Source organism: Mycobacterium bulgaricum (assembly GCF_041287165.2).
Taxonomy (GTDB): Bacteria; Actinomycetota; Actinomycetes; order Mycobacteriales; family Mycobacteriaceae; genus Mycobacterium; species Mycobacterium bulgaricum.
In genome coordinates this window covers 72,168-96,738 of record NZ_JBGGKV020000006.1, presented here as the reverse complement: position 1 = coordinate 96,738, position 24,571 = coordinate 72,168, and the positions used below count along the sequence as shown (strand labels likewise).

Annotated in this window: 20 protein-coding genes and 1 pseudogene; 11 read left to right on the top strand and 10 right to left on the bottom strand. The window is 67.5% G+C overall.

Annotation, left to right across the window (positions count from 1 at the left end):
* Nucleotides 1-3 precede the first annotated feature (3 nt).
* Nucleotides 4-2,694 carry an alanine--tRNA ligase gene (gene alaS / locus ACAG24_RS17560; RefSeq protein WP_370473960.1) on the bottom strand — a complete coding sequence of 897 codons (2,691 nt, stop codon included), beginning with the start codon at nucleotides 2,692-2,694 and terminating at the stop codon, nucleotides 4-6.
* 99 nt (nucleotides 2,695-2,793) lie between these two features.
* A complete protein-coding gene (locus ACAG24_RS17555) occupies nucleotides 2,794-3,195 on the bottom strand; it encodes a secondary thiamine-phosphate synthase enzyme YjbQ (protein WP_445206206.1) in 402 nt (133 codons plus the stop codon).
* Between the two features lie 115 nt (nucleotides 3,196-3,310).
* Between ACAG24_RS17555 and ACAG24_RS17550 the strand changes: the two genes are divergently transcribed.
* Together ACAG24_RS17550 and ACAG24_RS17545 are read left to right on the top strand one after the other, a co-directional pair.
* Nucleotides 3,311-4,069, top strand: a complete 759-nt coding sequence (locus tag ACAG24_RS17550) for a potassium channel family protein (protein WP_370473959.1) — start codon at nucleotides 3,311-3,313, stop codon at nucleotides 4,067-4,069.
* Between the two features lie 77 nt (nucleotides 4,070-4,146).
* Nucleotides 4,147-4,452 carry a GlsB/YeaQ/YmgE family stress response membrane protein gene (locus tag ACAG24_RS17545; RefSeq protein WP_370473958.1) on the top strand — a complete coding sequence of 102 codons (306 nt, stop codon included), beginning with the start codon at nucleotides 4,147-4,149 and terminating at the stop codon, nucleotides 4,450-4,452.
* A gap of 67 nt (nucleotides 4,453-4,519) precedes the next feature.
* Here ACAG24_RS17545 and ACAG24_RS17540 read toward each other — a convergent pair whose 3' ends face one another.
* The 4 genes from ACAG24_RS17540 to ACAG24_RS17525 form a co-directional block, all read right to left on the bottom strand.
* Complete coding sequence (locus ACAG24_RS17540; protein WP_370473957.1) at nucleotides 4,520-4,993, bottom strand: SRPBCC domain-containing protein; 474 nt, start codon at nucleotides 4,991-4,993, stop codon at nucleotides 4,520-4,522.
* Complete coding sequence (locus ACAG24_RS17535; protein WP_370473956.1) at nucleotides 4,990-5,298, bottom strand: ArsR/SmtB family transcription factor; 309 nt, start codon at nucleotides 5,296-5,298, stop codon at nucleotides 4,990-4,992. Before ACAG24_RS17535 ends, ACAG24_RS17540 begins: the two co-directional genes overlap by 4 nt.
* A 128-nt stretch (nucleotides 5,299-5,426) precedes the next feature.
* Nucleotides 5,427-6,770 carry a replication-associated recombination protein A gene (locus ACAG24_RS17530; RefSeq protein ID WP_370473955.1) on the bottom strand — a complete coding sequence of 448 codons (1,344 nt, stop codon included), beginning with the start codon at nucleotides 6,768-6,770 and terminating at the stop codon, nucleotides 5,427-5,429.
* Between the two features lie 9 nt (nucleotides 6,771-6,779).
* The gene (locus ACAG24_RS17525) at nucleotides 6,780-7,619 is read right to left on the bottom strand and encodes a DUF3097 domain-containing protein (protein WP_370473954.1); all 840 of its coding nucleotides are present in this window, start codon (nucleotides 7,617-7,619) and stop codon (nucleotides 6,780-6,782) included.
* Nucleotides 7,620-7,758: 139 nt separating this feature from the next.
* Here ACAG24_RS17525 and ACAG24_RS17520 point away from each other — a divergent pair, with 139 nt between their 5' ends.
* Genes ACAG24_RS17520 through ACAG24_RS17510 form a run of 3 tightly spaced genes read left to right on the top strand, consistent with a single transcriptional unit; the run spans nucleotide 7,759 to nucleotide 9,794 of the window.
* A complete protein-coding gene (locus ACAG24_RS17520; RefSeq protein ID WP_370473953.1) occupies nucleotides 7,759-8,544 on the top strand; it encodes an SDR family NAD(P)-dependent oxidoreductase in 786 nt (261 codons plus the stop codon).
* Entirely contained in the window at nucleotides 8,545-9,021 is a 477-nt protein-coding gene (locus tag ACAG24_RS17515; protein WP_370473952.1) for a nuclear transport factor 2 family protein, read from the top strand. It abuts the gene before it with no gap.
* Entirely contained in the window at nucleotides 9,018-9,794 is a 777-nt protein-coding gene (locus ACAG24_RS17510; protein WP_370473951.1) for an SDR family NAD(P)-dependent oxidoreductase, read from the top strand. Before ACAG24_RS17515 ends, ACAG24_RS17510 begins: the two co-directional genes overlap by 4 nt.
* A gap of 3 nt (nucleotides 9,795-9,797) precedes the next feature.
* Here ACAG24_RS17510 and ACAG24_RS17505 read toward each other — a convergent pair whose 3' ends face one another.
* Genes ACAG24_RS17505 through ACAG24_RS17490 form a run of 4 tightly spaced genes read right to left on the bottom strand, consistent with a single transcriptional unit; the run spans nucleotide 9,798 to nucleotide 17,830 of the window.
* Nucleotides 9,798-10,883, bottom strand: a complete 1,086-nt coding sequence (locus ACAG24_RS17505) for a zinc-binding metallopeptidase family protein (protein ID WP_370473950.1) — start codon at nucleotides 10,881-10,883, stop codon at nucleotides 9,798-9,800.
* Nucleotides 10,876-11,808, bottom strand: coding sequence for a transglutaminase family protein (locus ACAG24_RS17500; protein WP_370473949.1), 933 nt, complete (start codon nucleotides 11,806-11,808; stop codon nucleotides 10,876-10,878). Before ACAG24_RS17500 ends, ACAG24_RS17505 begins: the two co-directional genes overlap by 8 nt.
* The gene (locus ACAG24_RS17495; protein ID WP_370473948.1) at nucleotides 11,805-14,492 is read right to left on the bottom strand and encodes a circularly permuted type 2 ATP-grasp protein; all 2,688 of its coding nucleotides are present in this window, start codon (nucleotides 14,490-14,492) and stop codon (nucleotides 11,805-11,807) included. Before ACAG24_RS17495 ends, ACAG24_RS17500 begins: the two co-directional genes overlap by 4 nt.
* Nucleotides 14,492-17,830, bottom strand: a complete 3,339-nt coding sequence (locus ACAG24_RS17490; RefSeq protein ID WP_370473947.1) for a transglutaminase family protein — start codon at nucleotides 17,828-17,830, stop codon at nucleotides 14,492-14,494. The genes ACAG24_RS17495 and ACAG24_RS17490 overlap by 1 nt, the downstream gene beginning before the upstream one ends.
* A gap of 278 nt (nucleotides 17,831-18,108) precedes the next feature.
* On the opposite strand from ACAG24_RS17490, the pseudogene ACAG24_RS17485 reads away from it, so the two are divergent.
* The 6 genes and pseudogenes from ACAG24_RS17485 (at nucleotide 18,109) to ACAG24_RS17460 (ending at nucleotide 24,565) form a co-directional block, all read left to right on the top strand.
* Nucleotides 18,109-18,921, top strand: a pseudogene (locus ACAG24_RS17485) (DeoR/GlpR family DNA-binding transcription regulator).
* Nucleotides 18,918-20,420 carry an FGGY-family carbohydrate kinase gene (locus tag ACAG24_RS17480; RefSeq protein ID WP_370473946.1) on the top strand — a complete coding sequence of 501 codons (1,503 nt, stop codon included), beginning with the start codon at nucleotides 18,918-18,920 and terminating at the stop codon, nucleotides 20,418-20,420. Before ACAG24_RS17485 ends, ACAG24_RS17480 begins: the two are co-directional and overlap by 4 nt.
* A 16-nt stretch (nucleotides 20,421-20,436) precedes the next feature.
* Nucleotides 20,437-21,762: an ABC transporter substrate-binding protein gene (locus ACAG24_RS17475; protein WP_370473945.1), complete on the top strand. Its 1,326-nt coding sequence runs from the start codon at nucleotides 20,437-20,439 to the stop codon at nucleotides 21,760-21,762.
* 62 nt (nucleotides 21,763-21,824) lie between these two features.
* Nucleotides 21,825-22,685 (top strand): carbohydrate ABC transporter permease, encoded by an 861-nt coding sequence (locus ACAG24_RS17470; protein ID WP_370474176.1) that lies wholly within the window; start codon nucleotides 21,825-21,827, stop codon nucleotides 22,683-22,685.
* Nucleotides 22,682-23,497, top strand: coding sequence for a carbohydrate ABC transporter permease (locus ACAG24_RS17465; protein ID WP_370473944.1), 816 nt, complete (start codon nucleotides 22,682-22,684; stop codon nucleotides 23,495-23,497). The genes ACAG24_RS17470 and ACAG24_RS17465 overlap by 4 nt, the downstream gene beginning before the upstream one ends.
* Before the next feature lie 9 nt (nucleotides 23,498-23,506).
* Nucleotides 23,507-24,565 (top strand): ABC transporter ATP-binding protein, encoded by a 1,059-nt coding sequence (locus ACAG24_RS17460; RefSeq protein ID WP_370473943.1) that lies wholly within the window; start codon nucleotides 23,507-23,509, stop codon nucleotides 24,563-24,565.
* The last annotated feature ends 6 nt before the right edge of the window (nucleotides 24,566-24,571 follow it).

Below are 24,571 nucleotides of genomic sequence, written 5' to 3'. Positions count from 1 at the left end.
AAGCTAGCTCCGGCCTATCTCCGCGCGTATCGATGCCAATGCGGCGTCGATGCCTGCCGCCCCCTTGCCCGAACCCTGTGCGAGATCGGCCTTACCCCCGCCGCGCCCGTTCACCGCGGCCCCCAAGACCTTGACCAGGTTGTTGGCGTTGAATCCGAGGTCTTGCGCCGCGGGGTTGACGGCCACCACGAACGGCACCGCGTCGTCGTCGCCCTCGGCCATCAGCGCCACCACTGCCGGATCACTGCCCAGCTTGCCGCGAATGTCTCCGACGAGTGAGCGCAGATCGCCCGCGGAGATCCCGCCGGCCATCCGCTGCGCGACCAGCCGCACCTTGCCGATCTCCTCGGCGCCGGCGGCTGCGTTCGCCGCCGCCGCGCGGGCGTTGGCCAGCCGCAGCCGGTCGAGTTCCTTCTCCGCGGCGCGCAGCCGCTCCACGAGGTTCTCCACCCGGGCGGGCACCTCGTCGGACGGCACCTTCAGCGACGACGCCAGCCCGGCCATCAACGCGCGCTCTTTGGCGAGGTGCTTGAAGGAGTCCAGGCCGACGTAGGCCTCGACGCGGCGCACACCCGAGCCCACCGACGACTCTCCCAGAATCGTGACGGGCCCGATCTGGGCCGAGCTGCGCACGTGCGTTCCGCCGCACAGCTCGATCGAGAACGGTCCGCCGATCTCGACCACCCGCACCTCGTCCGGATAGTTCTCGCCGAAGAGCGCCATCGCACCCATCGCCTTGGCCTTGTCGAGCTCGGTGGTGAAGTTGTGGACCTCGTAGTCGGCTTCGACGGCCTGGTTGGTGACCTCTTCTATCTGGGTCCGCTGCTCGTCGGACAGCGCACCCTGCCAGTTGAAGTCGAAACGCAGGTATCCCGGACGGTTCAACGAACCGGCCTGAACGGCATTGGGGCCCAACACCTGTCGCAGCGCGGCGTGCACCATGTGGGTACCGGAGTGCCCCTGGGTCGCGCCGTGGCGCCACCGCGGATCGACGGCAGCGACGACGGTGTCACCTTCGACGAACTCGCCGGACTCCACGTTGATGCGGTGCGCCCACAGTGTTTTCGCGATCTTCTGCACGTCGGTGACGGCGGCCTTGGCGGTCTCGGACGCACCGGTTCCGGTCACGGTTCCCTCGTCGGCGATCTGGCCGCCCGATTCTGCGTAGAACGGGCTGCGGTCCAGGATCAGCTCGACACGATCGGCGTCGAGTCCGTCATGCGACACCACCGGCACGCGCTTGCCGTCGACGAAGATCCCGAGAATCCTTGCCTCGGTGGTCAATTCGTCGAACCCGGTGAACTCGGTGGGGCCGGCGTCGACGAGCTCGCGGTAGGCCGACAGGTCGGTGTGGGCCTGCTTTCGCGCCGCGGCGTCCGCCTTCGCGCGCCGGCGCTGTTCGGCCATCAGGCCGCGGAAGCCCTCCTCGTCGACGCTGAGACCGGCCTCGGCGGCCATTTCCAGCGTCAGGTCGATCGGGAAACCGTAGGTGTCGTGCAGCGTGAACGCGTCGCTGCCCGACAGGACCGAAGCACCGGACTTCTTGGTCGACGCGGCCGCGTCCTCGAAGAGCCGCGATCCCGCGGTGAGCGTGCGGTTGAACGCCGTCTCCTCGGCGACGGCGATGCGGTTGATGCGGTCGAAATCGGTGACCAGCTCCGGATAGGAGGGGCCCATCTCGTCGCGCACCGTGGCCATCAGCTCACCCATGATCGGGCGGTCCACCCCGAGCAGCTTGGCTGCGCGGATGATGCGCCGCAGCAGGCGGCGCAGGACGTAACCGCGACCCTCGTTACCCGGGGTGACGCCGTCGGCGATGATGATCGCCGCCGTGCGACTGTGGTCGCCGATGATGCGGTAACGGACGTCGTCATCGTGGTTGCCCTGCCCGTAGCCACGCGGAGCAATGCTCGCGACGACGTCGATGACGGGACGCACCAGGTCGGTCTCGTAGACGTTGTCGACGCCCTGCAGCAGGCATGCGATGCGTTCCACACCCATGCCGGTGTCGATGTTCTTGCGCGGCAGCGGGCCAAGGATCTCGAAGTCCTCTTTCGAGGTGCCCTCGCCGCGCTCGTTCTGCATGAACACGAGATTCCAGATCTCGATGTAGCGGTCCTCGTTGGCCTCCGGGCCGCCGTCCACGCCGTATTCGGGGCCGCGGTCGTAGTAGATCTCCGAGCACGGCCCACACGGTCCGGGGATGCCCATGGACCAGTAGTTGTCGGCCATCCCGCGACGCTGGATGCGCTCAAGAGGCAGCCCGGCGATCTCCTGCCACAGCCCGATGGCCTCATCGTCATCGAGATAGACTGTGGCCCAGAGCTTTTCGGGGTCGAACCCGTAGCCGCCTTCGGATACCGGGTTGGTCAGCAGTGACCAGGCCAGCTCGATGGCGCGCTTCTTGAAGTAGTCGCCGAAGCTGAAGTTGCCCGCCATCTGGAAGAACGTGTTGTGGCGGGTGGTGATGCCCACCTCTTCGATGTCGGGGGTCCGGATGCACTTCTGCACGCTCGTCGCGGTGTCGTACGGCGGCGTGCGCTGCCCCAGGAAGTAAGGGACGAACTGCACCATGCCGGCGTTGACGAACAGGAGGTTCGGGTCGTCGAGGATCACCGAGGCGCTCGGCACCTCGGTGTGTCCTGCCTTCACGAAATGATCAAGGAACCGCTTCCTGATCTCGTGTGTCTGCACGTGCTGTTGTCCTTCGGCTTAACCTGCGAATACTCGACCGCACCACAGTACCGGTCTGGGTCCCCGAGGTTTCCATGGATAACCGGGTGCACGACCTGGTCAGCCCGCCACGAAGCTCAGCCGGACCGAGCGGTGGGGATTGTCCCTGTTCAGGTCGACCAGGACGATGCTCTGCCAGGTGCCCAGCAGGGGTTCGCCGCCTGCCACCGGGAGGGTCACCGACGGTGACACCAGCCCCGGCAGGACGTGGTCGGCGCCATGGCCGGGTGAGCCGTGGCTGTGGCGATAGCGGTCGTCGCGTGGCAGCAGCCGCTCCAGCGTCTCGATGAGGTCGTCGTCGGACCCCGCGCCGGTCTCGATGACGGCCACTCCCGCCGTGGCGTGCGGCACGAAAACGTTGCAGAGGCCGTCCTGCTGGGCCGCGCAGAAATCGCGCACCTCGGACGTCAGGTCCACGATTCGGCGGCGCGAGGTGTCCACGTCGAGCACTTCGGTGTTCATCTACCTCAGCCTACGGAGTGCATCTGCCGTGTTTAGGAACGCCGAACTGCGTCTAAACGGCAGGCGGCTTTCCCGATCGGCCTGCTTGTCGTGGTCGTGAGTCACAGGAAGAGAAATGTCGACCGTCACGCAGCCGTCCACGCTTCAGCAATGGGAGAAACGGTCCGAATGGCCGTTGGCGGGAATCGCCCTCCTTTTCCTGGCCACCTATTCGGTCCAGGTCTTGGCTCAGCCGGGTCCACACGTCGACAGCGTGCTCGAGTGGGTGAACACCGCGCTCTACCTCGCCTTCCTCGGTGACTACGTCATGCGGCTGACGCTGGCCGACCACCGCGGCAGGTGGTTCGTGCGCCACCTTCCCGACCTGGCCATCGTCGTCCTTCCTTTTCTGCGACCACTGCGGCTGCTTCGGCTGGTCGTCTTGATCACCGCGATGCATCGCGCTGCCGGCGACGCCATCCGGGGACGAGTGGCGATGTACACCGTCGGCGGTTCCGTGCTGCTCATCTATGTAGCTTCGCTGGCCGTTCTCGACGCCGAGCGTGAGCAACCCGGCTCGGCGATCACGTCGTTCGGCAAGGCACTCTGGTGGGCGATCACGACTGTGACGACCGTCGGCTACGGCGATCTCGCACCGGTGACCACCACGGGGCGAGTTGTGGCCGCGCTGTTGATGATCGGCGGCATAAGCCTGCTGGGCATCGTGACCGCGACGCTGGCGTCCTGGATCGTGCAGCGCGTCGCGGAGGAAGACACCGCCAACCAGGCTGCGACCGCGGCTCAGATCGAAGCGCTCAGAGCCGAGGTGCGCCGACTCTACGAGGCACAGCGCGCGAACGGCTCGACCGCTCGGCACGCGACTGACCGCGATTGACCCCGATTGACGTAGCCGTTTATTCCGTCTGAACCCAGGGTATTTCTGCCGCAGCCACACATCCCACGGAGGCAGAAATGACCATCACCGGCATCATCACCGCAATTCTCGTCGGCATCGTTGTCGGCGCGCTGGGCCGTCTCGTGCTGCCCGGCAAGCAGCCGATCGGCATGCTCCTCACCATCCTGGTGGGCATCGTGTCCGCGTTCATCGGGACCGCGCTGGCCCGCGCGATCGGCATCCCCACCGCGACCGGGGGCATCGACTGGCTCGAGCTGCTCGTCCAGGTCGTCGTCGCGGCCGTCGGCGTAGCACTGGTCGCGGCTCTGATGGGCCGCCGCAGGACCGGATTGACGGGCCGTCGGCGCACCATCATGCGCTGACCTCCGACACCACCCATGGTGATCCCGGCTGGGCCCCCGACCGGCCGGGATCACCTCTGTTCGGGGTCTACATGTTCGTCAGAAGCGCGTCGAGCTTCTCGTAACCCTCCGTCATCCCGCCCTCCATTCCCGAGGCCAGCAGCGCGTCGCGCGCCTCGATGTTGGGGCAGATCGACCGGCCACGAAGCCTCGACCGGCCACCGCCGAGGTCCTCGAACCACATGAACTCGATGTTCACCATGCCGGGCGCCCCCTCGAATTCGAAAGTCTGCACGATGAATTCGTTGGCCCGCACGGTGTGGAACGTGCCGTTGAAGTGGAACGTGCCGTGCTCGTTCCTGTGCGAGTAGCGGTAACCGCCGTGGTCGGTGAAGTTCCACTCGCTGATATCCATCTCGAGGCCGTGCGGACCGAGCCACCTCTTGACCAGCTCTGGTTCGGCGTGGGCGCGATACAGGGCGTCGACGGGAGCGTCGAACTCGCGCGAGAACTCCATGGCCAGGGTGTCGACCGGAGCGGTCAGATCAAGGGCGTTCGTCATGTGGGTTTCTCCTCTTCTGTCATCGTGGCCAGCAGCGCATCGAGCCGGCGGTAATTGCGTTCGGCGTTGAGCCGGTACTGGTCGATCCATGCGGTCAGGGACTCCAGCGCCGTGGCATCCAAGTGCACCGGCCGGCGCTGCGCATCCCGGGTCCTGGTGACCAGACCCGCTTGCTCGAGCACCTGAATGTGTTTGGATACCGCCTGTTTCGTGATGTCGAAGGGAGCGGCCAACTCGTTGACGGTCGCCGGACCCCGCGACAGGCGCGCCACCATCGCGCGCCGCACCGGGTCCGCCAGTGCCATGAAAGCCCGATCGAGCCGAGTGTCTCCCTCGCCGTCACTCGCCAATAATCAACCCTTCTATTGATCAATCATTTGGTTGACTACAACGGTAGGGCGCCTGTCCTCCGGAGTCAAGGGTGTTCAGGAAGTCAGCGGCTGCGGCGGATGATCGCGCGCAGCTTCTCCAGCCGCGTCGAGATATCCCGCTCGGCACCGTGGCCGGTCGGCTGGTAGTAATCGACCCCCACCAGTTCGTCAGGCGGATATTGTTGCGCCGCAACGCCACCCGGTTGATCGTGGGCGTACTTGTAACCGACGGCGTTGCCCAATTTCTGGGCGCCCGAGTAGTGCCCGTCACGCAGGTGAGCCGGCACCAGCCCGGCCTTGCCCGCGCGGATATCGGCCATCGCCGCCCCGAGCGCGGTGGTCACCGCGTTGGATTTGGGCGCCGTCGCGAGGTGCACGGTTGCGTGCGCAAGCGTCAGCTGCGCTTCCGGCATGCCGATCAGCTGCACGGTCTGGGCGGCTGCGACTGCTGTCGGCAGGGCCGTCGGATCGGCCATCCCGATGTCCTCACTGGCCAGAATCATCAGCCGACGTGCGACGAAGCGCGGGTCCTCCCCCGCCACCAGCATCCGCGCCAGATAGTGCAGCGCGGCATCGACATCCGAGCCGCGGACGGACTTGATGAACGCGCTGATGACGTCATAGTGCTGATCGCCGTCGCGGTCGTACCGCACCGCCGCCCGGTCCAGCGACTGCTCGATGACCTCGACGGTGACTTCTTCGCCGGTCTCTGCGACTGTTTCGCTGGCCACCTCCAGGGCCGTCAGCGCCCGCCGCGCGTCGCCGGCGGACAGCTGCACCAGCAGGTCGACCGCCGCGTCGGTGACGGCGACCTTGCCGGCCAGGCCGCGCCCGTCGGTGACAGCGCGTCGGATCACCGTCTCGACATCGGCCGGGGTGAGCGGTTGCAGCTGCAGGATCAGCGAGCGGCTCAGCAGCGGCGCGACGACGGAGAACGACGGGTTCTCGGTGGTCGCCGCCACCAGCAGCACCACCCGGTTCTCCACGGCGGCCAGCAGGGCGTCCTGCTGCGTCTTGGAGAACCGGTGCACCTCGTCGATGAACAGCACGGTCTGTTCGCCGCGAACCGCCGCCTGCCGGGCGACGTCTATCACCGCGCGGACTTCCTTCACGCCCGCCGCCAGCGCCGACAGGGCCTCGAACCGGCGGCCGGTCGCCTGCGAGATCATCGACGCCAGCGTCGTCTTCCCCGTGCCGGGCGGGCCGTACAGGATCACCGACGCGGCGCCCGACCCCTCGATCAGACGACGCAGCGGCGAGTTCGGCTTCAGCAGATGCCCCTGGCCCACCACCTCGTCGAGGGACGCCGGACGCATACGCACCGCCAGCGGCGACGAGCTCCCCGGCGCCGGCACCCCGCCGGCCGCGGGAGCCTCTCCGGGAACATCGAACAGACTGTCGGGCACGCTCCCTGCTTACACGGGAGCGGTGACGAAGTCGATCAACTCCTCGACGCGGCCGATCAGCTCCGGCTCCAGGTCCGTCCAGTCCCGCACACGCCCGCGGATCTTCTGCCACACGTTCGCGATGTCTGCCTGATCGCGGTGCCTCCAGCCGAGCGCCTCACACACGCCGTGCTTCCAGTCCTGACCCTTCGGAACCACCGGCCATGATTCGACGCCGATGCGCGCGGGTTTGACCGCCTCCCAGATGTCGATGAACGGATGCCCGACGACGAGGGTGTGCTCGCCTCCCGGGCCGCGACGCACCGAGTCGGCGATGCGGGCCTCCTTGGATCCGGGCACCAGATGGTCGACGAGAACCCCGAGCCTGCGGCCCGGCCCGGGCCGGAAGTCCGCGACGATCGCGGCGAGATCGTCAACGCCCCCGAGGTATTCGACGACGACCCCTTCGATGCGCAGGTCCTCGCCCCAGACCTGTTCGACGAGTTCGGCGTCATGACGGCCCTCGACGTAGATCCGGCTCGCCAGTGCGACTTTCGCGCGCCCACCTCTGACGGCGACCGAACCCGACGCGGTGCGTGTCGGCGCCGCGGGCCCCGCCTTCTTGGGCGGGGTCAGGATGACGGGCTTGCCGTCGATCAGGTAGCCGGGCCCGACGGGGAACGGTTTGGTGCGGCCGTTGCGGTCTTCGAGCTCCATGCGGCCGTACTCGACGCGCACGATGGCGCCGACGAATCCGGTCTGCGCGTCCTCGACGACCATCCCGATCTCGATCGCCTGCTCGGTCGAGCGCGGCTTCCGCGACTGGTGCGGATTGCTGGCGAGTATGTCGGTTCCATAGCGATCGGCCACCGGGTGATCCTAGGGAGACGAGGCGCCCTCTCCGCCCAACATCGGCCGTGTGTTGCGGAATCGTGCCACAGGGGGCGGGCATTTCTCCGGATGACCTGAACCTGGCCCCGTCCGGTCGACGGTGCGCCATGATCGAGCGGTGACAGATCTGTCGGCCTACGGACCGTGGGCAGTGATCGCGGGCGGTTCGGAGGGCGTCGGCGCGGAGTTCGCGGCGCTGCTGGCCGAGGCCGGTGTAAATCTGGTGCTCGTGGCACGCAAGCCGGAGCCCTTGGAGCGGACGGCGGCCCGATGCCGCCGCCAGGGCGTCGAAACCCGGACGCTGGCAGTCGATCTCGTCGACGACGTCGCCCAGGTGATCGCAGCGACCTCCGATCTTGAGGTGGGCCTGCTGATCTACAACGCCGGCGCCAACACGTGCAGTGAGGAGTTCCTCGACGGCGGGCTGCCCGACTTCGGCAGGGTGATCGACCTCAACATCACCGCGATGACGGCGCTGGTGCACCACTTCGCCGGGCCCATGCGGCAACGCCGCCGCGGCGGCATCCTGATGGTCGGCTCGATGGCGGGCTACCTGGGCTCGACGCGTCACACCGTGTACGGCGGAGTGAAGGCGTTCGGCCGGATCTTCGCCGAAGGCCTCTGGCTTGAGTTGCGAGACCACGACGTTCACGTTCTCGAGCTGGTGCTCGGTGTCACCCGCACACCGGCCATGGAACGGGTCGGGTTGAACTTCGACGTGCCGGGACTGCGGGTCGCCGAACCTGCCGACGTCGCTGCCGAAGGCCTGCAACGGCTGCCGTTCGGTCCGGTGCACATCGCCGGCGGTAACGAGGCCGACGTCGCGCGGCGCAACCACCCCGACAGAGCCAAGGTGGTCCTCGGCGCCCACCAGTTCATGCGACAACTGATGGGTGAGCACTAGATGGGTACCGACCGCCTGGCCGACCTGGAGCGCCGAATGTCTGTGATCGAGGACGAGCGCGCGATCGAGCGGATGATCGCACGCTACGGCCCGCTCGTCGATGCCGGCGACGCCGAGACGGTGGGCGAACTCTGGGCCGAGGATGGCACCTACGAGGTCGAGGGCTGGTCGATGCGTAGTCGCGCCGACATCGTCGCGATGGTCCGCTCGCCGGAACATCAGGGCCTCATCGGCGGCGGGTGCTGTCACTTCCTGGGCCCTGCGGTCGTGACCGTCGACGGTGACGCCGCGGTGGCGGTGTGCGAATCGGCACTGCTGGTTCACCGCGACGGCCGCTTCGTGGTCGGCCGGGCCGGCGCGAACCTGTTTCGCCTGCGCCGCATCGACGGACGCTGGCAGATCACGAGCCGGACTACTGCGGCGCTCGACGGGAAACCTCAGTCACGTCAACTGCTTTCAGATGGGGCCTCGGCATGAGCGGTGCGCTGGACGGACGGGTCGCGCTGGTGACGGGCGCCGGTGCCGGTATCGGCGAGGGCATCGCCCGGCGCTTTGCCGACGAGGGCGCCCGGGTGGTGGTCGCGGAGCTCGACGAGGATGCGGGACGGACGGTGGCCGACGGCATCGGAGGCTTCTTCGTACGCACCGATGTCTCCGACCGCGCGCAGGTCGAGCACGCCGTCGAGGCTGCGGTGTCGGAGTACGGGTCGATCGAAATCCTGGTCAACAACGCCTGGGGCGGTGGCGCCATCGGTCGCGTCGAGCACAAGACCGACCGTCAGCTCGCCGACGGCATGGCGGTCGGCTATTTCGGCCCGTTCTGGGCGATGCGTGCCGCGCACCCCCACATGAAGGCTGCGGGTTGGGGCCGGATCGTCAACCTGTGCAGCCTGAACGGGGTCAACGCCCACGTCGGTTCGCTGGAGTACAACGCCGCCAAAGAAGCGTTGCGCGCGTTGACCCGGACGGCGGCTCGCGAATGGGCCTCGATCGGAGTCACTGTCAACGCGCTCTGCCCGGCGGCCAAGAGCCAGGCGTTCTTTCGCGCGCTCGGCGAGCATCCGGAACTCGTCGCCCTCGCCGACGCGGCCAATCCGATGGGGCGCATGGGCGATCCGTATCACGACATCTCGCCCGTCGCGGTCTTCCTGGCGAGTGAGGGGTCGCGATATCTGACGGGCAACACGCTGTTCGTCGACGGCGGCGCCCACATCAACGGGGTGGCGTGGGCGCCGGACCTCGACGGGTGACCGTCAGCTGAGCTGCTGGCTCTGCGCGTCCGCCGGCGCGCCCACCTCGGCCAGTTTGGCCGGGTTGGAGGTGATCTCGTCGATGACGGTGTGGATGAACCGCATTTTCTCCAACACCGGGGGCGGCAGGACGAACGGGTACACATCCTCCTTGCCCATCGACCGGTTGACCTGGTTGAGCGCCCACGACAACGGCAACCACAGGTCGATCAGGGTGTCGAAACCACTGGGGCCCAACACCCTTCGGTCGTAGGTTGCCGTGGCCGGGGCGAACCCGAACGCGGCGGCGGTGTCGAGTGTGTCCCGGATGTGCAGGTAATGGGCGAAGGTTTCCGCCCAGTCCTCGGCGGGGTGCATCGTCGCGTACGAGGACACGTAATTGTCCTCCCATCCCGCCGGGGCGCCCTCGCTGTAGTGCCGGTCGAGCGCGGCCTGGTAGTCGGCCTCGGGGTCGCCGAAGAGTTCGTGATAGCGATCCAGGTAGTCCTGCGACGTGCCGATCAGCCGGTACTGGTAATAGTGGCCGATCTCGTGACGGAAATGGCCCAGCAGCGTCCGATAGGGTTCGTCCATCGAGATCCGCAGCTGTTCGCGGTGCACATCGTCGCCTTCGGCGAGATCCAGTGTGATGACCCCGTTCTCGTGCCCGGTGAACACCTTCTCGAACTGACTCGACAGCAGGTCGAACGCGAGCCCGAACTGGGGGTCGAGGTCGCGTCCGACGATCGGCAGCTTGAGTTCGTGAAGTTCGGCGATCAGGCGCCGCTTGGCCCTCTCCGCGGTCGCGAATGCCGCCAGCGCGATGGTGTCGGCGTCGTTGGGTCGCGTGCGGGTCAACGCGCACGACACGCACAGCTTGGCGATCGGCCCCTTCTCCACCAGCCAGTTGCATTCGGCGAGATGGAGATTCGCGCACAGCTGGTACTGGCGTTCGCTCACCGCTCCGGCGTGCTCGCTTTCCTCGGGCGGCGCGATCACCAGCAGCGCCATGTCGTCGAGCGAAAAGCCCAGTGCGCTCTTGCAGTTCAGACACACCGAGTTCTCGAATGACAACCGCTGACCGCAGTTGGGACAGGTGAAGTCACGCATGCAGCACACCCCCGCGGTATGGCGCGACGTCGACCGACACGTCGATCACGCTGCTCTCCGAGTCGGTGTAGATGATGCCGCGCAGCGGCGGGACGTCGGCATAGTCACGGCCGAAACCGACCGTCACGTAACGTTCGTCGACCATCTGATTGTTGGTCGGATCCAATCCGAGCCATTGGTTCTGAGGTGTCCACACCGACGCCCATGCGTGCGTCGCGTCAACTCCCACCATGCGTTCCTTCCCGGGCGGAGGGTCGGTCGCCAGGTAACCCGAGACGTAACTGGCGGCCAGACCGTTGGCACGCAGGCAGGCGATCGCGAGCCGCGCGAAGTCCTGACATACCCCTTCGCGCGCCGCCAAAACCTCACTCACCTGGGTGGACACCGTCGTCGACCCCGATTTGTAGGTGAAGTCGGTGAAGATACGCGCGGTCAGGTCGCGCAATACCTCGATCAGCGGCCGGCCCGCGGCGAAACTCGGTGCGGCATAGGCCCGCAGCTCTTCGGTGATCTCCGGGGGCGCCAGGTCGAGGGTGAACTCGGTCGCCAGCGCACCGTCCGCTCCCACCGGGCGGGCGATTTCCCACGGCGCCCGTGCCGAGGGTCCCTGATACAGGTCCGGCGGGGGCGGGTCGACCTCGACCACCGAGCGGCTGGTGATCGTCAGCTCCTCGTGGCGTTCGGTGACGTGGAAATACGAGCTGACGTTGCCCCACCCGTCTCGGCTGATCGAGCTGTCGGCGGCCTCCGGCTCGATGACGAGTTCATGGAACAGGCAACGCTGACGCGCTGAGTCTCTCGGTGTCAGGAAGCCCCGCCCGTAGGAACTGGTGACGACGTCGGAATAGCGATAGGCGGTGCGGTGCGTGATCTCATAGCTGCGGGATGAGCCGGACGCGGTCGGGCCGTCGGGATATGCGGTCATGGCACCACCCGCCTCTCGTCCGGTCCCCACAGCGGCTGCATGTCGCCGGGTAGCGACAGATGGATCGCCGTGATGACAGAAGACAATTCGCGCAGGTCCCGGTGTATCGCGGAGAGCAGCTTGTCGAGGTCGTCGCGGGCACCGTCCGCGCTGACGTCCTCCAGGTCCGCCGGTGCGATCCGACGCAGGCGCGCGGCGATCTCGTCGACCATCCGCTCAGGGCGCGAAGACCCGGAGGAGCCGGGCAACGACTTCAGGTGCGCCCGCAGGCGCTCCAGCTGGTAGACCAGCGAGCGCGGGTTGGCCGCGTCGAAGAGCACGAGCTCGGCCACACCGGCGACACTGGACTTGCCCGGGTTGCGCCTGCGATAGATGACCAGCGACTCACATGCCACGAGGGTCGACTCCGTGATGGTCTGCTCGGCATCCGGCGCCCGGACGGTCGTCAAGGTGGCCCGCAGCAGCGCGGTCAGCCCCTGGGCTCGTTCGATGCGTTTGCCGATGTCGAGCATCGTCCAGCCCACGTCGTGGACCATCGACTCAGCGACCACCCCCGACAGTGCCAACATGCCCGCCAGCGCCTGCGTGCTCGTCGAGGCGAGGAACGCGTCCCCTTCGGCCTTCGAGTCCGGGGGTGTGTCCGGTCCGTAGAGCAGTGCCCGTTCCAGCGCGGACAGCAGCATCCATGTGTCGTTGGACATCTGGTCGCGCACCGCGCGGGCCGCCAGGCCGAGGCGCTCCACCGACTGGGCCAGCGACCCGGGACGGTGCCGGTCTGCGGTCAGTGACCACAGGGTGGTCGGAGCGGTGGCCACCATCTCCGCGTAGTCGGCACCGGCGCCGGTATCGGTTCCGGTGATCGCACCGAGCGCGGTGAGCAGCACTGGCACACATTCGCTGCCCGCCATCGTGCGGCGGTAGCGGTATTCGTGATAGCGCTCGCGGGTCACCGTCAGCAGGCGCGACATGTGTTCGGCGCGTTCGGCGTAACGCCCGATCCAGAACAGGTCGGACAGCACGCGGGGTGAGCTGACCTCCTGGGTGGGGCTCGACGTCGCCGGCGCGGGAAGGCGCGCGACGTCGGGTGCGGTGAGATCCGCCGTGACGGTCGACGGGATCTTCTCGGCGGTGACGCGGGTGGGCGTTCGGATCCAGATATCTTTGGCAGCAATGGTTTTCAATCGGTATGCCGTTGTTCCCGGCGCCAGCAGGTAGCCGAGCCCACCGATCATCGGCGCATATCCGCTGTGCTGGGACACCGTGAAAAGCCGCATACCGACGCTCGCCGACGACAGTCCGCCGGGCAGAAAATCCGATGGCGCGGAGGAGAACTGAGGCAACTCCTGACCCACCCACTGCCACGGCGTGGCCGAGATCCGGGCCCCCAGGGACTCCAGTTGTGCTGCGGACAGTTCGGGGCCGACGATCGGGTCCCCGCCGGTCACCGGCTTGATGAGCAGTTCCGCGAGGTGCGCCAAGAGGTGGGACCGTTCGATGTCGATACCTGCCCAGTACAGCGGGGCCGTCTGCAGCAGCGGGGTCTCGCCCAACAGCTTCTCGGCGAGCTCGGGCAGGAAGCGAAGCAGCCCGGCACTTTCGAGCACACCGCTGCCGAGCGTGTTGACCACGGTGACCGCCCCACGGCGCAGCACCTCGACCAGCCCGACCACGCCGAGCCGGGAGTCCGGCCGAAGGTCGAGCGGGTCGGCGTATTCGGCGTCGACCCGGCGCAGCACCACATCGACCCGCTTGAGGGTGCCCATCGAGCGCATCCACAGCTTGCCGTCGCGTACCACCAGATCGGCGCTCTCGACCAGCGGAAGGCCCAGCACGCTGGCCAGATACGCCTGGTCGAACGCCGTCTCGGAATGGATCCCTGGGCTGAGCACGACGATGACGGGTTCCTCGGCGGATTCCGGCGCGGCGTCGACGAGGGCCAGCCGAAGCGCCTGTGCCCACGGCGATGCGGGCCGCGGCCCGATCTGCTCGTAGAGGTCGGGGATCGCGTGCGCGACCACCCGACGGTCTGCCAGCGCGTAACCGGCTCCCGACGGCGCCTGCGTCCAGTCGGCGTTGACGAGGAACTCCCCGGACCGCGCCCTGCTGATGTCACAGCCGTGCAGGAACAGCTGGTGACGCCCGGGCACCTCGATGCCGCGTGCCGCCCGCACGTAACCGGGATGGGAGAACAGCAGCTGCGGTGGCAGTACCCCGCTGGTGATCGAGCGTCGATTCGCGTAGAGGTCGGTCAGGACAGCGTCCAGCAGCCGTGAGCGCTGGACGAGACCGGCTTCCAACCGATCCCAGTCCGGAGCCGAGATCACCAAGGGCAGAGCGTCGAGCTGCCACGGTCCCGGCACCGCGGTGCCGTCGGTGTCGGTGATCGCCTCCCCGTGCCTGTCGACCTGGATGTAGGTGATGCCGTCGTTGTCGACCAGACCGCGGACCGCCGCACGCAGCCGGGCGAGCCCGTCACGGCCGCGCTCGCGGACGCAGTCGGCCAGCTCCTGCCACGCCGGCCGCACATCTCCAGCTGCGTCGACGAACTCGTCGTACCCGCTCGCCGGGGGCCGCACGTCGAACAGCGCCTGTTGCGCCCGCATGGAGCCGTAGGGTTCCAGCGGGTCGAAGTCGGTCGCCCCGAAGCTCATGGGAGGCGTCGGAGACGTTGCGGGGACAGCCATTACTGCAGAACGGTACGCACTCGCCGCAGATCCAAGATGCCCGGCGCGCCCACATCGGTCGATTGCCGCGCCTGCTTCTCCCTGAGGTCGGCCAGGTCGACCTTGCCCGGTGTGAAGCCGCTCGCCTCGAAGCGTCTGCCGCGCCGCGATTCGGCTTCGACGGCGTTCACCGGCGGCGTCTCATAGGCACGTCCCCCGGGGTGGGAGACGTGATAGGTGCAGCCTCCGCGCGACACCCCGGTCGCAGCGTCGACGAGCTCGAATCGCAGCGGGCCGTCGACGGTGATGGTCGGGTGCAGCGCGCTGGGCGGTTGCCACGCCCTGTACCGCACCCCGCCGACCTGGATGTCGGGGTTGTCGGTGGCCAGCATCGGGATCGGGTGTCCGTTGACGGTGACGAGATAGCGGGCCCTGTCGGCACCGATCAGCCTGACCTGCAGCCGCTCCACCGACGAGTCGACGTAGCGTGCGGTGCCGCCGGCGGTGGCCTCCTCCCCCAGCACGTTCCACGGCTCGATCGCCTGGCGGAGTTCGATTTCCACCGCACCGAACACCGCGGTCCCGATCCGTGGAAAACGGAACTCGGTGAAGGGGTCCAGCCAGCTGGTGTCGAACTCGATGCCGTGGGCGCGTAGATCGGCGGCCACTTCGGCGATGTCGTGGATGATGAAGTGCGGCAACAGATAACGGCCGTGCAGGTTGGCGCCGTGGCGGATCAGCGGAGCGCGCAGGGGCTCGTCCCAGAACCAGGCCACCAGTGCGCGCACGAGCAGCGACTGGACCATCGCCATCTGGTGGTGCGGGGGCATCTCGAAACCGCGCAGCTCCAACAGTCCGAGGCGACCCCGCGCGCTGTCCGGGCTGTAGAGCTTGTCGATGCAGAACTCGGCACGGTGGGTGTTGCCGGTGATGTCGGTCAGGAGGTGGCGGAGGGCACGATCCGTGTGCCACGGTTTGGCGCCCTCCGGCGACGACGCCAGCCGCGCGATCTCGGAGAACGCGATCTCGAGCTCGTAGAGGGACTCGGGCCTGCCCTCGTCGACACGGGGCGCCTGCGACGTCGTGCCGATGAATCGGCCGGCGAAGAGGTATGACAGCGCCGGGTGGCGTTGCCAGTACGTCAGAAGCGAGACCAGCAGGTCGGGCCGGCGCAGCAGCGGAGAGTCGGCCGGAGTGATGCCGCCGAGGGTGATGTGGTTGCCGCCCCCGGTTCCGCCGTGGGAACCGTCGTTGTCGAACTGCTCGGTGGAAAGTCGGGCCAGCCGAGCCTGCCTGTAGAGCGTCTCCAGCTGGGCGCGCTGCTCGGCGAAGCTCTTCGTGGGTGCGACGTTGACCTCGATGACGCCGGGGTCGGGGGTGATCGTCATCGCCTGGAGGCGCGGGTCGCTCGGCGGCCCGTATCCCTCGACCACGACGGGGCAGCCGATCGCGGCGGCGGCGGCCTCGATACGTTCGACCAGGTCGACGAAGTGCTCCAATTCTTCTGTGGGCGGCAAGAATACGTACAGCAGGCCGTCCCGGACCTCGGCGACCAACGCGGTCGTCGGTACCCATTCGTCTTCCTCGTCCTCTGCCACGGCGGACACCGGTTCCGCGGATCCGGCACTTCTGCCCGTTCGCAGCGCGGGGCGGCGCTCGAGCGGGTCGGCGTCGAACGAGGGCGGGGGCGGACGCCAGCTGATGGAGTCCAGCGGAAGGCGCAGTCCCGCCGGTGAATCGCCGTCGAGCAGCACGATGCGTCCCCGGCGGAACGTCCAGTCGGCGCTCGCCCAGCGATCCTCGTCGTCGGCGCGGTGCAGCGGCAGCACGAAGGCGGTCGGTTCCTCGACGGACGACTCGAGCCGCGCCAGCAGCGCAGCCCGCCCGTCCGCGGTGTCGTCCGCCAGGTCGTCGCCGGCGACGACGGGGTGACCCTCCGGCTGCCGGACCGCGGCGGCCAGGCGCGCCAGCGCATCCTCGTACGCCGGCCGCACCTTGCGGTCCGGCAGCCCGAGACCGTCGGCGATCGCACGGAGCAATCGCCCGGCGGCATGCGGTGGGGCTGCCGGCTGGTCGCTCTTCTCGCGCCACGGATCTGCCAGCAGCGCTTCGCCATGCCACAGCGGCTTCCCGTCGGCGCGCCAGAGGAGGCCGATCTGCCAGCGCGGCAACGGTTCTCCGGGGTACCACTTACCCTGGCTGCGCTGCACCAGCCCCTGCGGCGCCCACACCTTCTTCAACAGCGCCGCGAGCGCCGAGGCCCGCTCGCGTTTGTGCGGCCCGTCGGCGGCCGTCGTCCACTCGGGGTCGGTCTGATTGTCGATCGAGACGAAGGTGGGTTCACCGCCCACGGTCAGGCGAACATCGCCTGCGGCCAACCTCGCGTCCACCCGGCTACCGAGGGCGTTGATCGCCGCCCACGACTCCTCGGTGTACGGCAGCGTCACACGCGGGTCTTCGTGGATGCGGGTGACGACGTTGCTGAACTCCAGTGTCGTCTCGGACGGTTCGGTGGCGCCGGTGATCGGCGCGGCCGACTCCGGGTGCGGCGTCGCCGACAGCGGGATATGACCTTCGCCGGCGAACAACCCGGAGGTGGGGTCCAGCCCGATCCAGCCGGCACCGGGGACGTAGACCTCGGTCCAGGCGTGCAGATCGGTGAAATCGGCGGCGGGCCCGGACGGGCCGTCGAGCGCCTCCACGTCGGAGGTCAGCTGCACCAGATAACCGGAGACGAAGCGGGCGGCCAGACCCATCTGACGCAGGAGGGAGACGAGGAGCCACGCCGAGTCCCTGCAGGACCCGATTCCGGTGCGCAGGGTGAAATCCGGTGTCTGCACACCGGGCTCCATCCGCAGGGAGTAACCGACGTCGGCGTTGACGGCGCGGTTGAGCGCGACCAGGAAGTCGATGGTCCGGGTACCGTCGGCGATCACGAAGTTCTTCACCCACGCCTCGGCGAGATCGCCCGGGCCCGCGCCCTCGTCGGTTTCGTCGACCGGCCGCAGGTAGGGCTTGAGGTCTTCGAGCAGGTTCTTCGGATACTCGAACGGGAACGTCTCGGCGTAGTCCTCGATGAAGAAGTCGAACGGGTTGATGACCTTCATGTCGGCGATCAGGCCGACGGTGATCGTGAGGCTGCGAGCTCTCGACGGGAACACCAACCGGGCCATGAAGTTTCCGAAGGCGTCCTGCTGCCAGTTGACGAAGTGATCCGCCGGGTCGACCTGTAGCGAATACGCCTCGATGGGCGTACGGGAATGCGGCGCCGGCCGCAGTCGCACCACGTGCGGATGTACCTCCACGAGGCGGTCGAACGTGTACCTGGTGCGGTGCTCCAGGGCCACCTTGATACCCATAGCGCTAAATCCCACCACACCGGACTGTGCAGCGCAGACCGCGTCAGGTCTGCACCGAGCGCGGGAAGAGGTTGCCGCGATGACGCAGCATCAGCGGCCGAGCGGCCCGCATTCGGGCCCCAGGACCCTCGCGCCCACCGCTGCGCCGTGACCGCCCCGTGCACCGGAAGTGAACGGATGACGTCCAAAGGTGGGCACTGCACACCTTCTTGTTATAGATTCACATCAACGAGCAGATTGCTGTGAAATATCAACAAACGAGGCAAGTGGTGGCTTAGGTGGCCGTGGACGTCAAAACCCGCAGGGACCGGATCGAATAGCGCGTCCGGTCCGCCCGCGAGATCAACTTCGCCGACCTGGCGGCCGAGTTCGACGTGTCCGAGATGACCATCCGCCGCGACATCGAAGCGCTCGAATCCCTCGGCGTGGTCCGCCGCGTGGTCGGAGGCGCGATCGCCGTGCAGGGCAAGGACACCGAACCGTCCTTCGCAACCCGGATGGCCGACGCCGCCCAGGAGAAGATCCACATCGCCGACATCGTCGCCGACCTGATCGGCCGCAACGAGACGTTGATCCTGGACTCCGGGAGCACCGCCCTCGCCGTCGCCAACTCGCTCAAGGGGCGCGGCCTCGGCCTGACGGTCGTCACCCCCAGCGTGCTCGCCGCGCTGGCCCTGGTCGACGAACCCGACACCACGGTCGTTCTGACCGGCGGCGAGCTACGCTCCGGGGAACTCAGCCTCATCGGGCCCACGGCCGAGGACACGCTGGCGAACTACAACTGCGACACCTATGTCATGGGTGTGGCCGGCATCGACGGTGACCGCGGCATCTCCGACTACCACCAGGCCGAGAGCCGGGTGAAGCGGGCGGCCAGCCGCCGCGCGGACCGGGTCATCGTCGCCGCCGACAAGAGCAAGCTAGGACGGGTCACGTTCGTGAGCATCTCCGCGCTGTCGCAAATCCACACGATCGTCAGCGACGGCGAGCCCGACCACCCTGCGCTGGTGGCCGCCCGCGGTATGGGTGTCGAGGTCATCTGCGTTGCCGGACAGAACGATTCGATCGACGATGCGGCGGCGGCGCTGTGACCTCCCACCCGGGCGCGACCCGCTACACCGTCGGCATCGACATCGGTACGACCGGAACCAAGACGGTGCTGCTGGATACCGACGGCGCGGGGATCGTCGCGACGGCGTCCCGGGAGACCGCCTTGCACTCCCCCGGCCCGGGCTTCGCCGAAGCGGACACCGCGCAGTGGTACCGCAATGTCGTCGAATCCATCCGGGAAGTGTTGTCACAGAGCGCCGTCCCCGCCGAGCAGATCGGTGCCGTCGCCACCTCGGGCATGGTGCCCGCCGTCATCCCGGTCGACGGCGCGGGTAACGCGTTGCGTCATGCCATCCTGCAGAACGATGCACGAGCCCACCGCGAGGTCGCCGAGCTTTCTCAGGCGCTCGCGGGAACAGATCTGGTGTCCCTCACCGGGTCTGCGCTGACCCAACAGTCCGTCGCCCCGACCACCGTGTGGCTGCGCGAGCACGAACCCGACGTCTACCGGCGTACCGCACACTGGGTCGGTTCCTACGACTGGGTGCTCTCGGCACTGGGGGCACCCCTGCACACCGAACAGAACTGGGCGCTGGAATCGGGCCTGTTCAGCATCGGTGGCGCTACCGCAGGCGCTGTCCTCGACGTCGCGGTGCTGGACCCGGCGACGTTGGCGCCGGTGCACCGACCCGGCACCCATGTCGGCGAATTGAGCGCGAACGCTGCCGAGGCCACCGGACTCCGCGCCGGAACCGCACTCGTCGTGGGCGGGGCCGACCACGTCCTGTCGGCCTACGCCGCGGGGGTCAACAACCCCGGGGACGCCCTGGTCAAACTCGGAGGGGCGGGCGACATCCTGGTCGCCAGCGACACCCCGGTCGTCGATGCGCGACTCTATCTCGACGCGCATCCGGTTCCGGGGCACTGGCTTCCCAACGGGTGCATGGCGACCAGCGGCAGCTTGATCAGGTGGTTCCAGGCTCTCGTCGGCGGCGCCTCGCTGTCCGACCTCGACGACGAGGCCGCCGTGCGCTCTCCCGCCGAAATACTCTGTCTGCCCTATTTTCTCGGCGAGAAGAGCCCACTGCACGACCCCGATCTGCGCGGCGTTTTCGCCGGCATGCACCTCGGGCACACCCGCGCCGACATGTACCGCTCGGTACTCGAGGCCATCGCGTTCGGATTCCGGCACCATGTCGACGTCTTCGGACAGATCGGAATCCCCTTCACCCGGGTCATGATCACCAACGGTGGATCGAAATCCACGCTGTGGAAGCAGATTCATGCCGATGTGCTCGGCCAGGACATGCACCCGGTCAGCGGCCACCCCGGGGCGTCACTGGGTGCCGCGGTGATCGCGGCCATCGGCGTCGGGGCGCTGGACGACTGGTCGGATGCCGCCCGCTTCGTCACCTTGGACGCACCGTTGACCCCCGACCCGGTCCGCAGCGACGTCTATGACCTCGCCTACGCGACGTGGCGCGAGCTCAGCACCGCCATGACCCCGATATCCCACGCCATCGCCCGCACCACCCGATGAAAGGAACAGCACTGTCATGAGATTCGCTCAATGTCCCCCTCCCCGGCGGGGCGGGAAAGGTGTCCGCTCCGCCATGCTGGCCCTGTTCGCCGTGCTCACGCTGGCGATGTCCGCGTGCGCCGGTTCCGGCGGACCCGAACAGGCCGAGGCCACCGGAACCGGTGAGGTCTCCGCAGACGTCTCCGGCACGGTTCGCATCCTGATGGAGAACGTGCCCGACACCGACATCGTCAAGTCGATGGTCGCCGACTTCAACTCCGAGTATCCCGGCGTCGAGATCAACATCGAGTCGCTGACCTACGACCAGATGCGCGACAAGTTGGTGTCCTCATTCCAGTCATCCTCGCCCACTTACGATCTCATCGTCGTCGACAACCCGTGGATGGTCGACTTCGCCGACGCGAAGTTCCTGCAGCCGCTCGATGCGCGTATCGACAGCACCCCGGACTACGACGCCGCCGACTTCTTCAAGCCGCTGACCGACATCACCACCGTCGACGGCGCCCGGTACGCCGTGCCGTTCTACAACTACGCGCTCGGATACCTGTACAACACCGATGATCTGGCCGCCGCCAACCAGCAGGTGCCGACGAACCTCGACGAACTGGTCGCGACCAGCAAGGCACTCAAGAACGGCGATCGGGCCGGAATCGCGATGCAACCGCAGCGCGGCTACAAGATCTTCGAGGAGTGGGGCAACTGGCTGTTCGCCGCGGGCGGGTCGATCTACGACGCCGACGGCAAGATCACGCTCAACACCCCCGAGGCCAAGCGCGCGCTCGAGGCCTACATCGACACCTACACCACCGCCGCACCCGCCAACAGCCTCAACTGGAGCATGGACGAGGCGCAGCGTTCGGTGTCGGCCAACCAGGCCGCATCGATGATCAACTACAACTGGCAGCTGCCCGCGCTCAACGAGCCGGGTTCCGGCCCCGCGGCAGGCAAGATCAAGCTCGCGCCCATCCCTGGCGGCAAGCAGGTGCTGGGCTCGTGGAGCTGGGCCATCCCGGCCAACTCGGCCACCCCGGACGCCGCATGGGCGTTCGTCTCGTGGATCACCGCCAAGCCGAACGATGTTGCGCGCACGGAGAAGGGCGGCGCCGCGATCCGCCAGAGCACGCTCCAGGATCCGGCTGTCCTGCAGGGTCAGTTCGGCGAGGAGTACTACCGGACCGTCGAGCAGCTGCTGGCCAACTCGTCGCCGTTGAGCCAGGGACCCAGCGGCGAGGAGATGATCCAGGCCGTCGGAACTCAGCTCAACGAGGCCGTCGCAGGCACCAAGAGCGTCGACGACGCCCTGGCGGCCGCGCAGGCCGAGGCGGAGAAGATCCAGGGCTGACCGACACCCGATCCGGAAGCCGACCACCCCACGAAAGGAGCGAGACCACCGTGAGATCCCGCATGCGATTTCACCACGGCATGGTCGCCCCCCTCGTCGCCCTTTTCGTCGGGGTGGTCGGTTTCCCACTGCTGTACGCCGCGTATCTGAGCGTTACCGACTACAAGCTGACCGATCGCGGAACACCCGCACTTGTCGGCGCCGACAACTTCGTCGCGACGTTCGGCGACGCCGCCTTCTGGAACGCCTTCGGCACCACGGCGCTCTATGTCGCCGTCGCCGTCGGCCTGGAGCTCGCCGTCGGGCTGGCCATCGCACTCGCACTCCAAAAGCAGCGCTGGGCCAAAGATCTCACCCGGTCGATGCTTCTCGCACCGATGTTCATCACACCGATCGGGGTGGGGCTCACCTTTCGCTTCCTGCTCAACGACCAACTCGGGGCGATCCCTGCGATGCTCGACACGATCGGCATCTCCTACGACTTCTTCGGGCCGGGCAAAGCGTTGTTCACCCTCGCGCTGATCGACGTGTGGCAGTGGACGCCGTTCATGGTGCTGCTGCTGCTCGCCGGGCTGGAATCGATTCCGAAGGAACCGCTCGACGCCGCCCGCGTCGACGGCGCGGGCGGGCTCTACGTGCTGCGGCGGGTCACGCTGCCGCTGCTGGCGCCGGTGCTCGTCGTCGCCATCCTGCTGCGCTCCCTCGACGCGATGAAAGTCTTCGAATACGTCTTCGCGACCACCCGCGGCGGTCCCGGCACCGAAACGGAGACATTGCAGTACTTCATCTATCAGACCGGCATCCAGTTCTTTCGGCTCGGATCCGCGTCGTCGATGGCGTTCGTCGTCCTGGTCCTCGTGCTCGCGGTGATCGTGCTCGCATTCCGGCGGATGGATAAGGCCAGAGCGGACGGGACGCGATGAACCGCACCTCGGTGATCACCGTATTGCGCATCGCCCTGCTGTGGGCGGCAGGGATCTCGGTGTTGTTCCCGATCGTCTGGATCGCGCTGGCCAGCGTCAAAACGCCTGAGCAGCTCAATGATCCGTTCCTGCTGTCCTTTACCCCCGACTTCGCTGCCTGGCAGAACGTGCTGTCGTCGGGGATTCTGGGCGCCGCGGGCCGCAGCGCTGTGGTGGCCCTGGTGACGGTCGGCATCAGTGTCGTGGTCGGCAGCATGGGCGCCTATGCGATCGCGCGCTACCGGGCCGGCGGCACGCTGACGCGGTTCGGCATGCTCGCCGCGCAGGTTCTGCCGCCCGCGGTGCTCGTGTTCCCGTTCCTGACGATGGCGTACGCGCTGCGTCTGACCGACACGCTGGTGCCGGTGATCTTCGCCCACCTCAGTTTCGTACTGCCCGTGGTGACCTGGTTCCTCATCGGGTTCTTCGAAGCGGTGCCGCGGTCCCTGGAGGAGCAGGCGCAGGTCGACGGCTTCAGTCGCTTCGCCGCGTTCCGACTCGTGGTGCTCCCGCAGGTTCTGCCCGGCATCGGCGCCGCGGCCATCTTCGGCTTCACCCTGTCGTGGAACGACCTGTTCTACGGCCTCATCCTGGCCCCGGGCAAAGCAGCGATTCTGCCGGTGGCCATTGCAGGTTTCAACACATTCCGCGGGGTGCAGATCGGCTCGATGAGCGCGGCGATCCTCATCGCGGTCGTCCCGGTCGTCATCGCGAGTTTCTTCATCCAGCGCAAGCTGGTGCAGGGCATCAGCGGTGGCGCGGTGAAGTTCTAGGGAAGGCACATGGCGCAAGTCCGCTTCTCCGGCGTCAACAAGGCGTACGGAAACACCTCTGTCGTCAGTGATCTCGATCTCGAGCTGCCCGACGGATCCTTCACCGTGCTCGTCGGGCCGTCAGGATGCGGCAAGTCGACATCGCTGCGGATGTTGGCCGGTCTGGAGACCGTCACGTCCGGCACGATCACGATCGGTGACCGCGACGTCACCCATCTGGAGCCGCGGGAGCGCGACATCGCGATGGTGTTCCAGAACTACGCCCTCTACCCGCACCTGTCGGTGGCCGAGAACATCGCCTTCCCGTTGCGTGCCACCAAGACACCTCGGCGCCAGGCGCTGGCCCGGGCAGCCGAGATCGGCGAATCGCTGGGGCTGGGAAAACTGTTGGAACGCAAGCCCAAGGACCTCAGCGGTGGGCAGCAGCAGCGTGTCGCGATCGGCCGCGCGATCATCCGCGAACCGTCGGTTTTCCTGTTCGACGAACCGTTGAGCAATCTCGATGCCAAGCTGCGCGTCGAGACCAGGACCGAACTGCTGCAGATCCAGCGCCGCCTCGGCATCACGTCGGTGTACGTGACCCACGACCAGGAAGAGGCGATGACGCTGTCGGACCGCATGGTCGTCATGCGCGACGGCAAGATCGCCCAGCAAGGCACCCCGCAGGAGGTATACGCCCGCCCCGCAGACACATTCGTGGCCGCCTTCGTGGGCAGCCCGAAGATGAACCTCGTCGACGGGACACTGTCGGGTACGACCTTCTCGCACCCCGACGGCCTCACCCTGTCGGTCGAGGCAGCTGCGGACGGTCCCGTGACGCTCGGTGTTCGGCCCGACGACCTGCTGCCCACCGCGGCGTCCGACGACAGTTCGGCACGGGTGATCCTGATCGAGCACCTGGGCCCCCGCGCGATCGTCACGATCGACGTACACGGCACCGAATTGACCAGCGTCGTCGAGACTGCCCGGCTGACCGGCATCACCGAGGGCACCGCCGTCGACCTGGCGGTGCGCCCGGGCGCGACGCACCTCTTCGACTCCACCACCGGCCGGCGGATCGCCGGCTGAGAACAC

What these genes read in the sequence shown, in the direction of transcription:
- ACAG24_RS17470 (WP_370474176.1), top strand. Translation starts at nt 21,825, where the DNA reads ATGCGATTTCACCACGGCATGGTCGCCCCCCTCGTCGCCCTTTTCGTC.
- ACAG24_RS17460 (WP_370473943.1), top strand. Translation starts at nt 23,507, where the DNA reads ATGGCGCAAGTCCGCTTCTCCGGCGTCAACAAGGCGTACGGAAACACC.
- ACAG24_RS17545 (WP_370473958.1), top strand. Translation starts at nt 4,147, where the DNA reads ATGACCATCACCGGCATCATCACCGCAATTCTCGTCGGCATCGTTGTC.
- ACAG24_RS17550 (WP_370473959.1), top strand. Translation starts at nt 3,311, where the DNA reads ATGTCGACCGTCACGCAGCCGTCCACGCTTCAGCAATGGGAGAAACGG.
- ACAG24_RS17475 (WP_370473945.1), top strand. Translation starts at nt 20,437, where the DNA reads ATGAGATTCGCTCAATGTCCCCCTCCCCGGCGGGGCGGGAAAGGTGTC.
- ACAG24_RS17490 (WP_370473947.1), bottom strand. Translation starts at nt 17,830, where the DNA reads ATGGGTATCAAGGTGGCCCTGGAGCACCGCACCAGGTACACGTTCGAC.
- ACAG24_RS17500 (WP_370473949.1), bottom strand. Translation starts at nt 11,808, where the DNA reads ATGACCGCATATCCCGACGGCCCGACCGCGTCCGGCTCATCCCGCAGC.
- ACAG24_RS17505 (WP_370473950.1), bottom strand. Translation starts at nt 10,883, where the DNA reads ATGCGTGACTTCACCTGTCCCAACTGCGGTCAGCGGTTGTCATTCGAG.
- ACAG24_RS17510 (WP_370473951.1), top strand. Translation starts at nt 9,018, where the DNA reads ATGAGCGGTGCGCTGGACGGACGGGTCGCGCTGGTGACGGGCGCCGGT.
- ACAG24_RS17535 (WP_370473956.1), bottom strand. Translation starts at nt 5,298, where the DNA reads ATGGCACTGGCGGACCCGGTGCGGCGCGCGATGGTGGCGCGCCTGTCG.
- ACAG24_RS17555 (WP_445206206.1), bottom strand. Translation starts at nt 3,195, where the DNA reads ATGAACACCGAAGTGCTCGACGTGGACACCTCGCGCCGCCGAATCGTG.
- ACAG24_RS17515 (WP_370473952.1), top strand. Translation starts at nt 8,545, where the DNA reads ATGGGTACCGACCGCCTGGCCGACCTGGAGCGCCGAATGTCTGTGATC.
- ACAG24_RS17540 (WP_370473957.1), bottom strand. Translation starts at nt 4,993, where the DNA reads ATGACGAACGCCCTTGATCTGACCGCTCCGGTCGACACCCTGGCCATG.
- ACAG24_RS17495 (WP_370473948.1), bottom strand. Translation starts at nt 14,492, where the DNA reads ATGGCTGTCCCCGCAACGTCTCCGACGCCTCCCATGAGCTTCGGGGCG.
- ACAG24_RS17465 (WP_370473944.1), top strand. Translation starts at nt 22,682, where the DNA reads ATGAACCGCACCTCGGTGATCACCGTATTGCGCATCGCCCTGCTGTGG.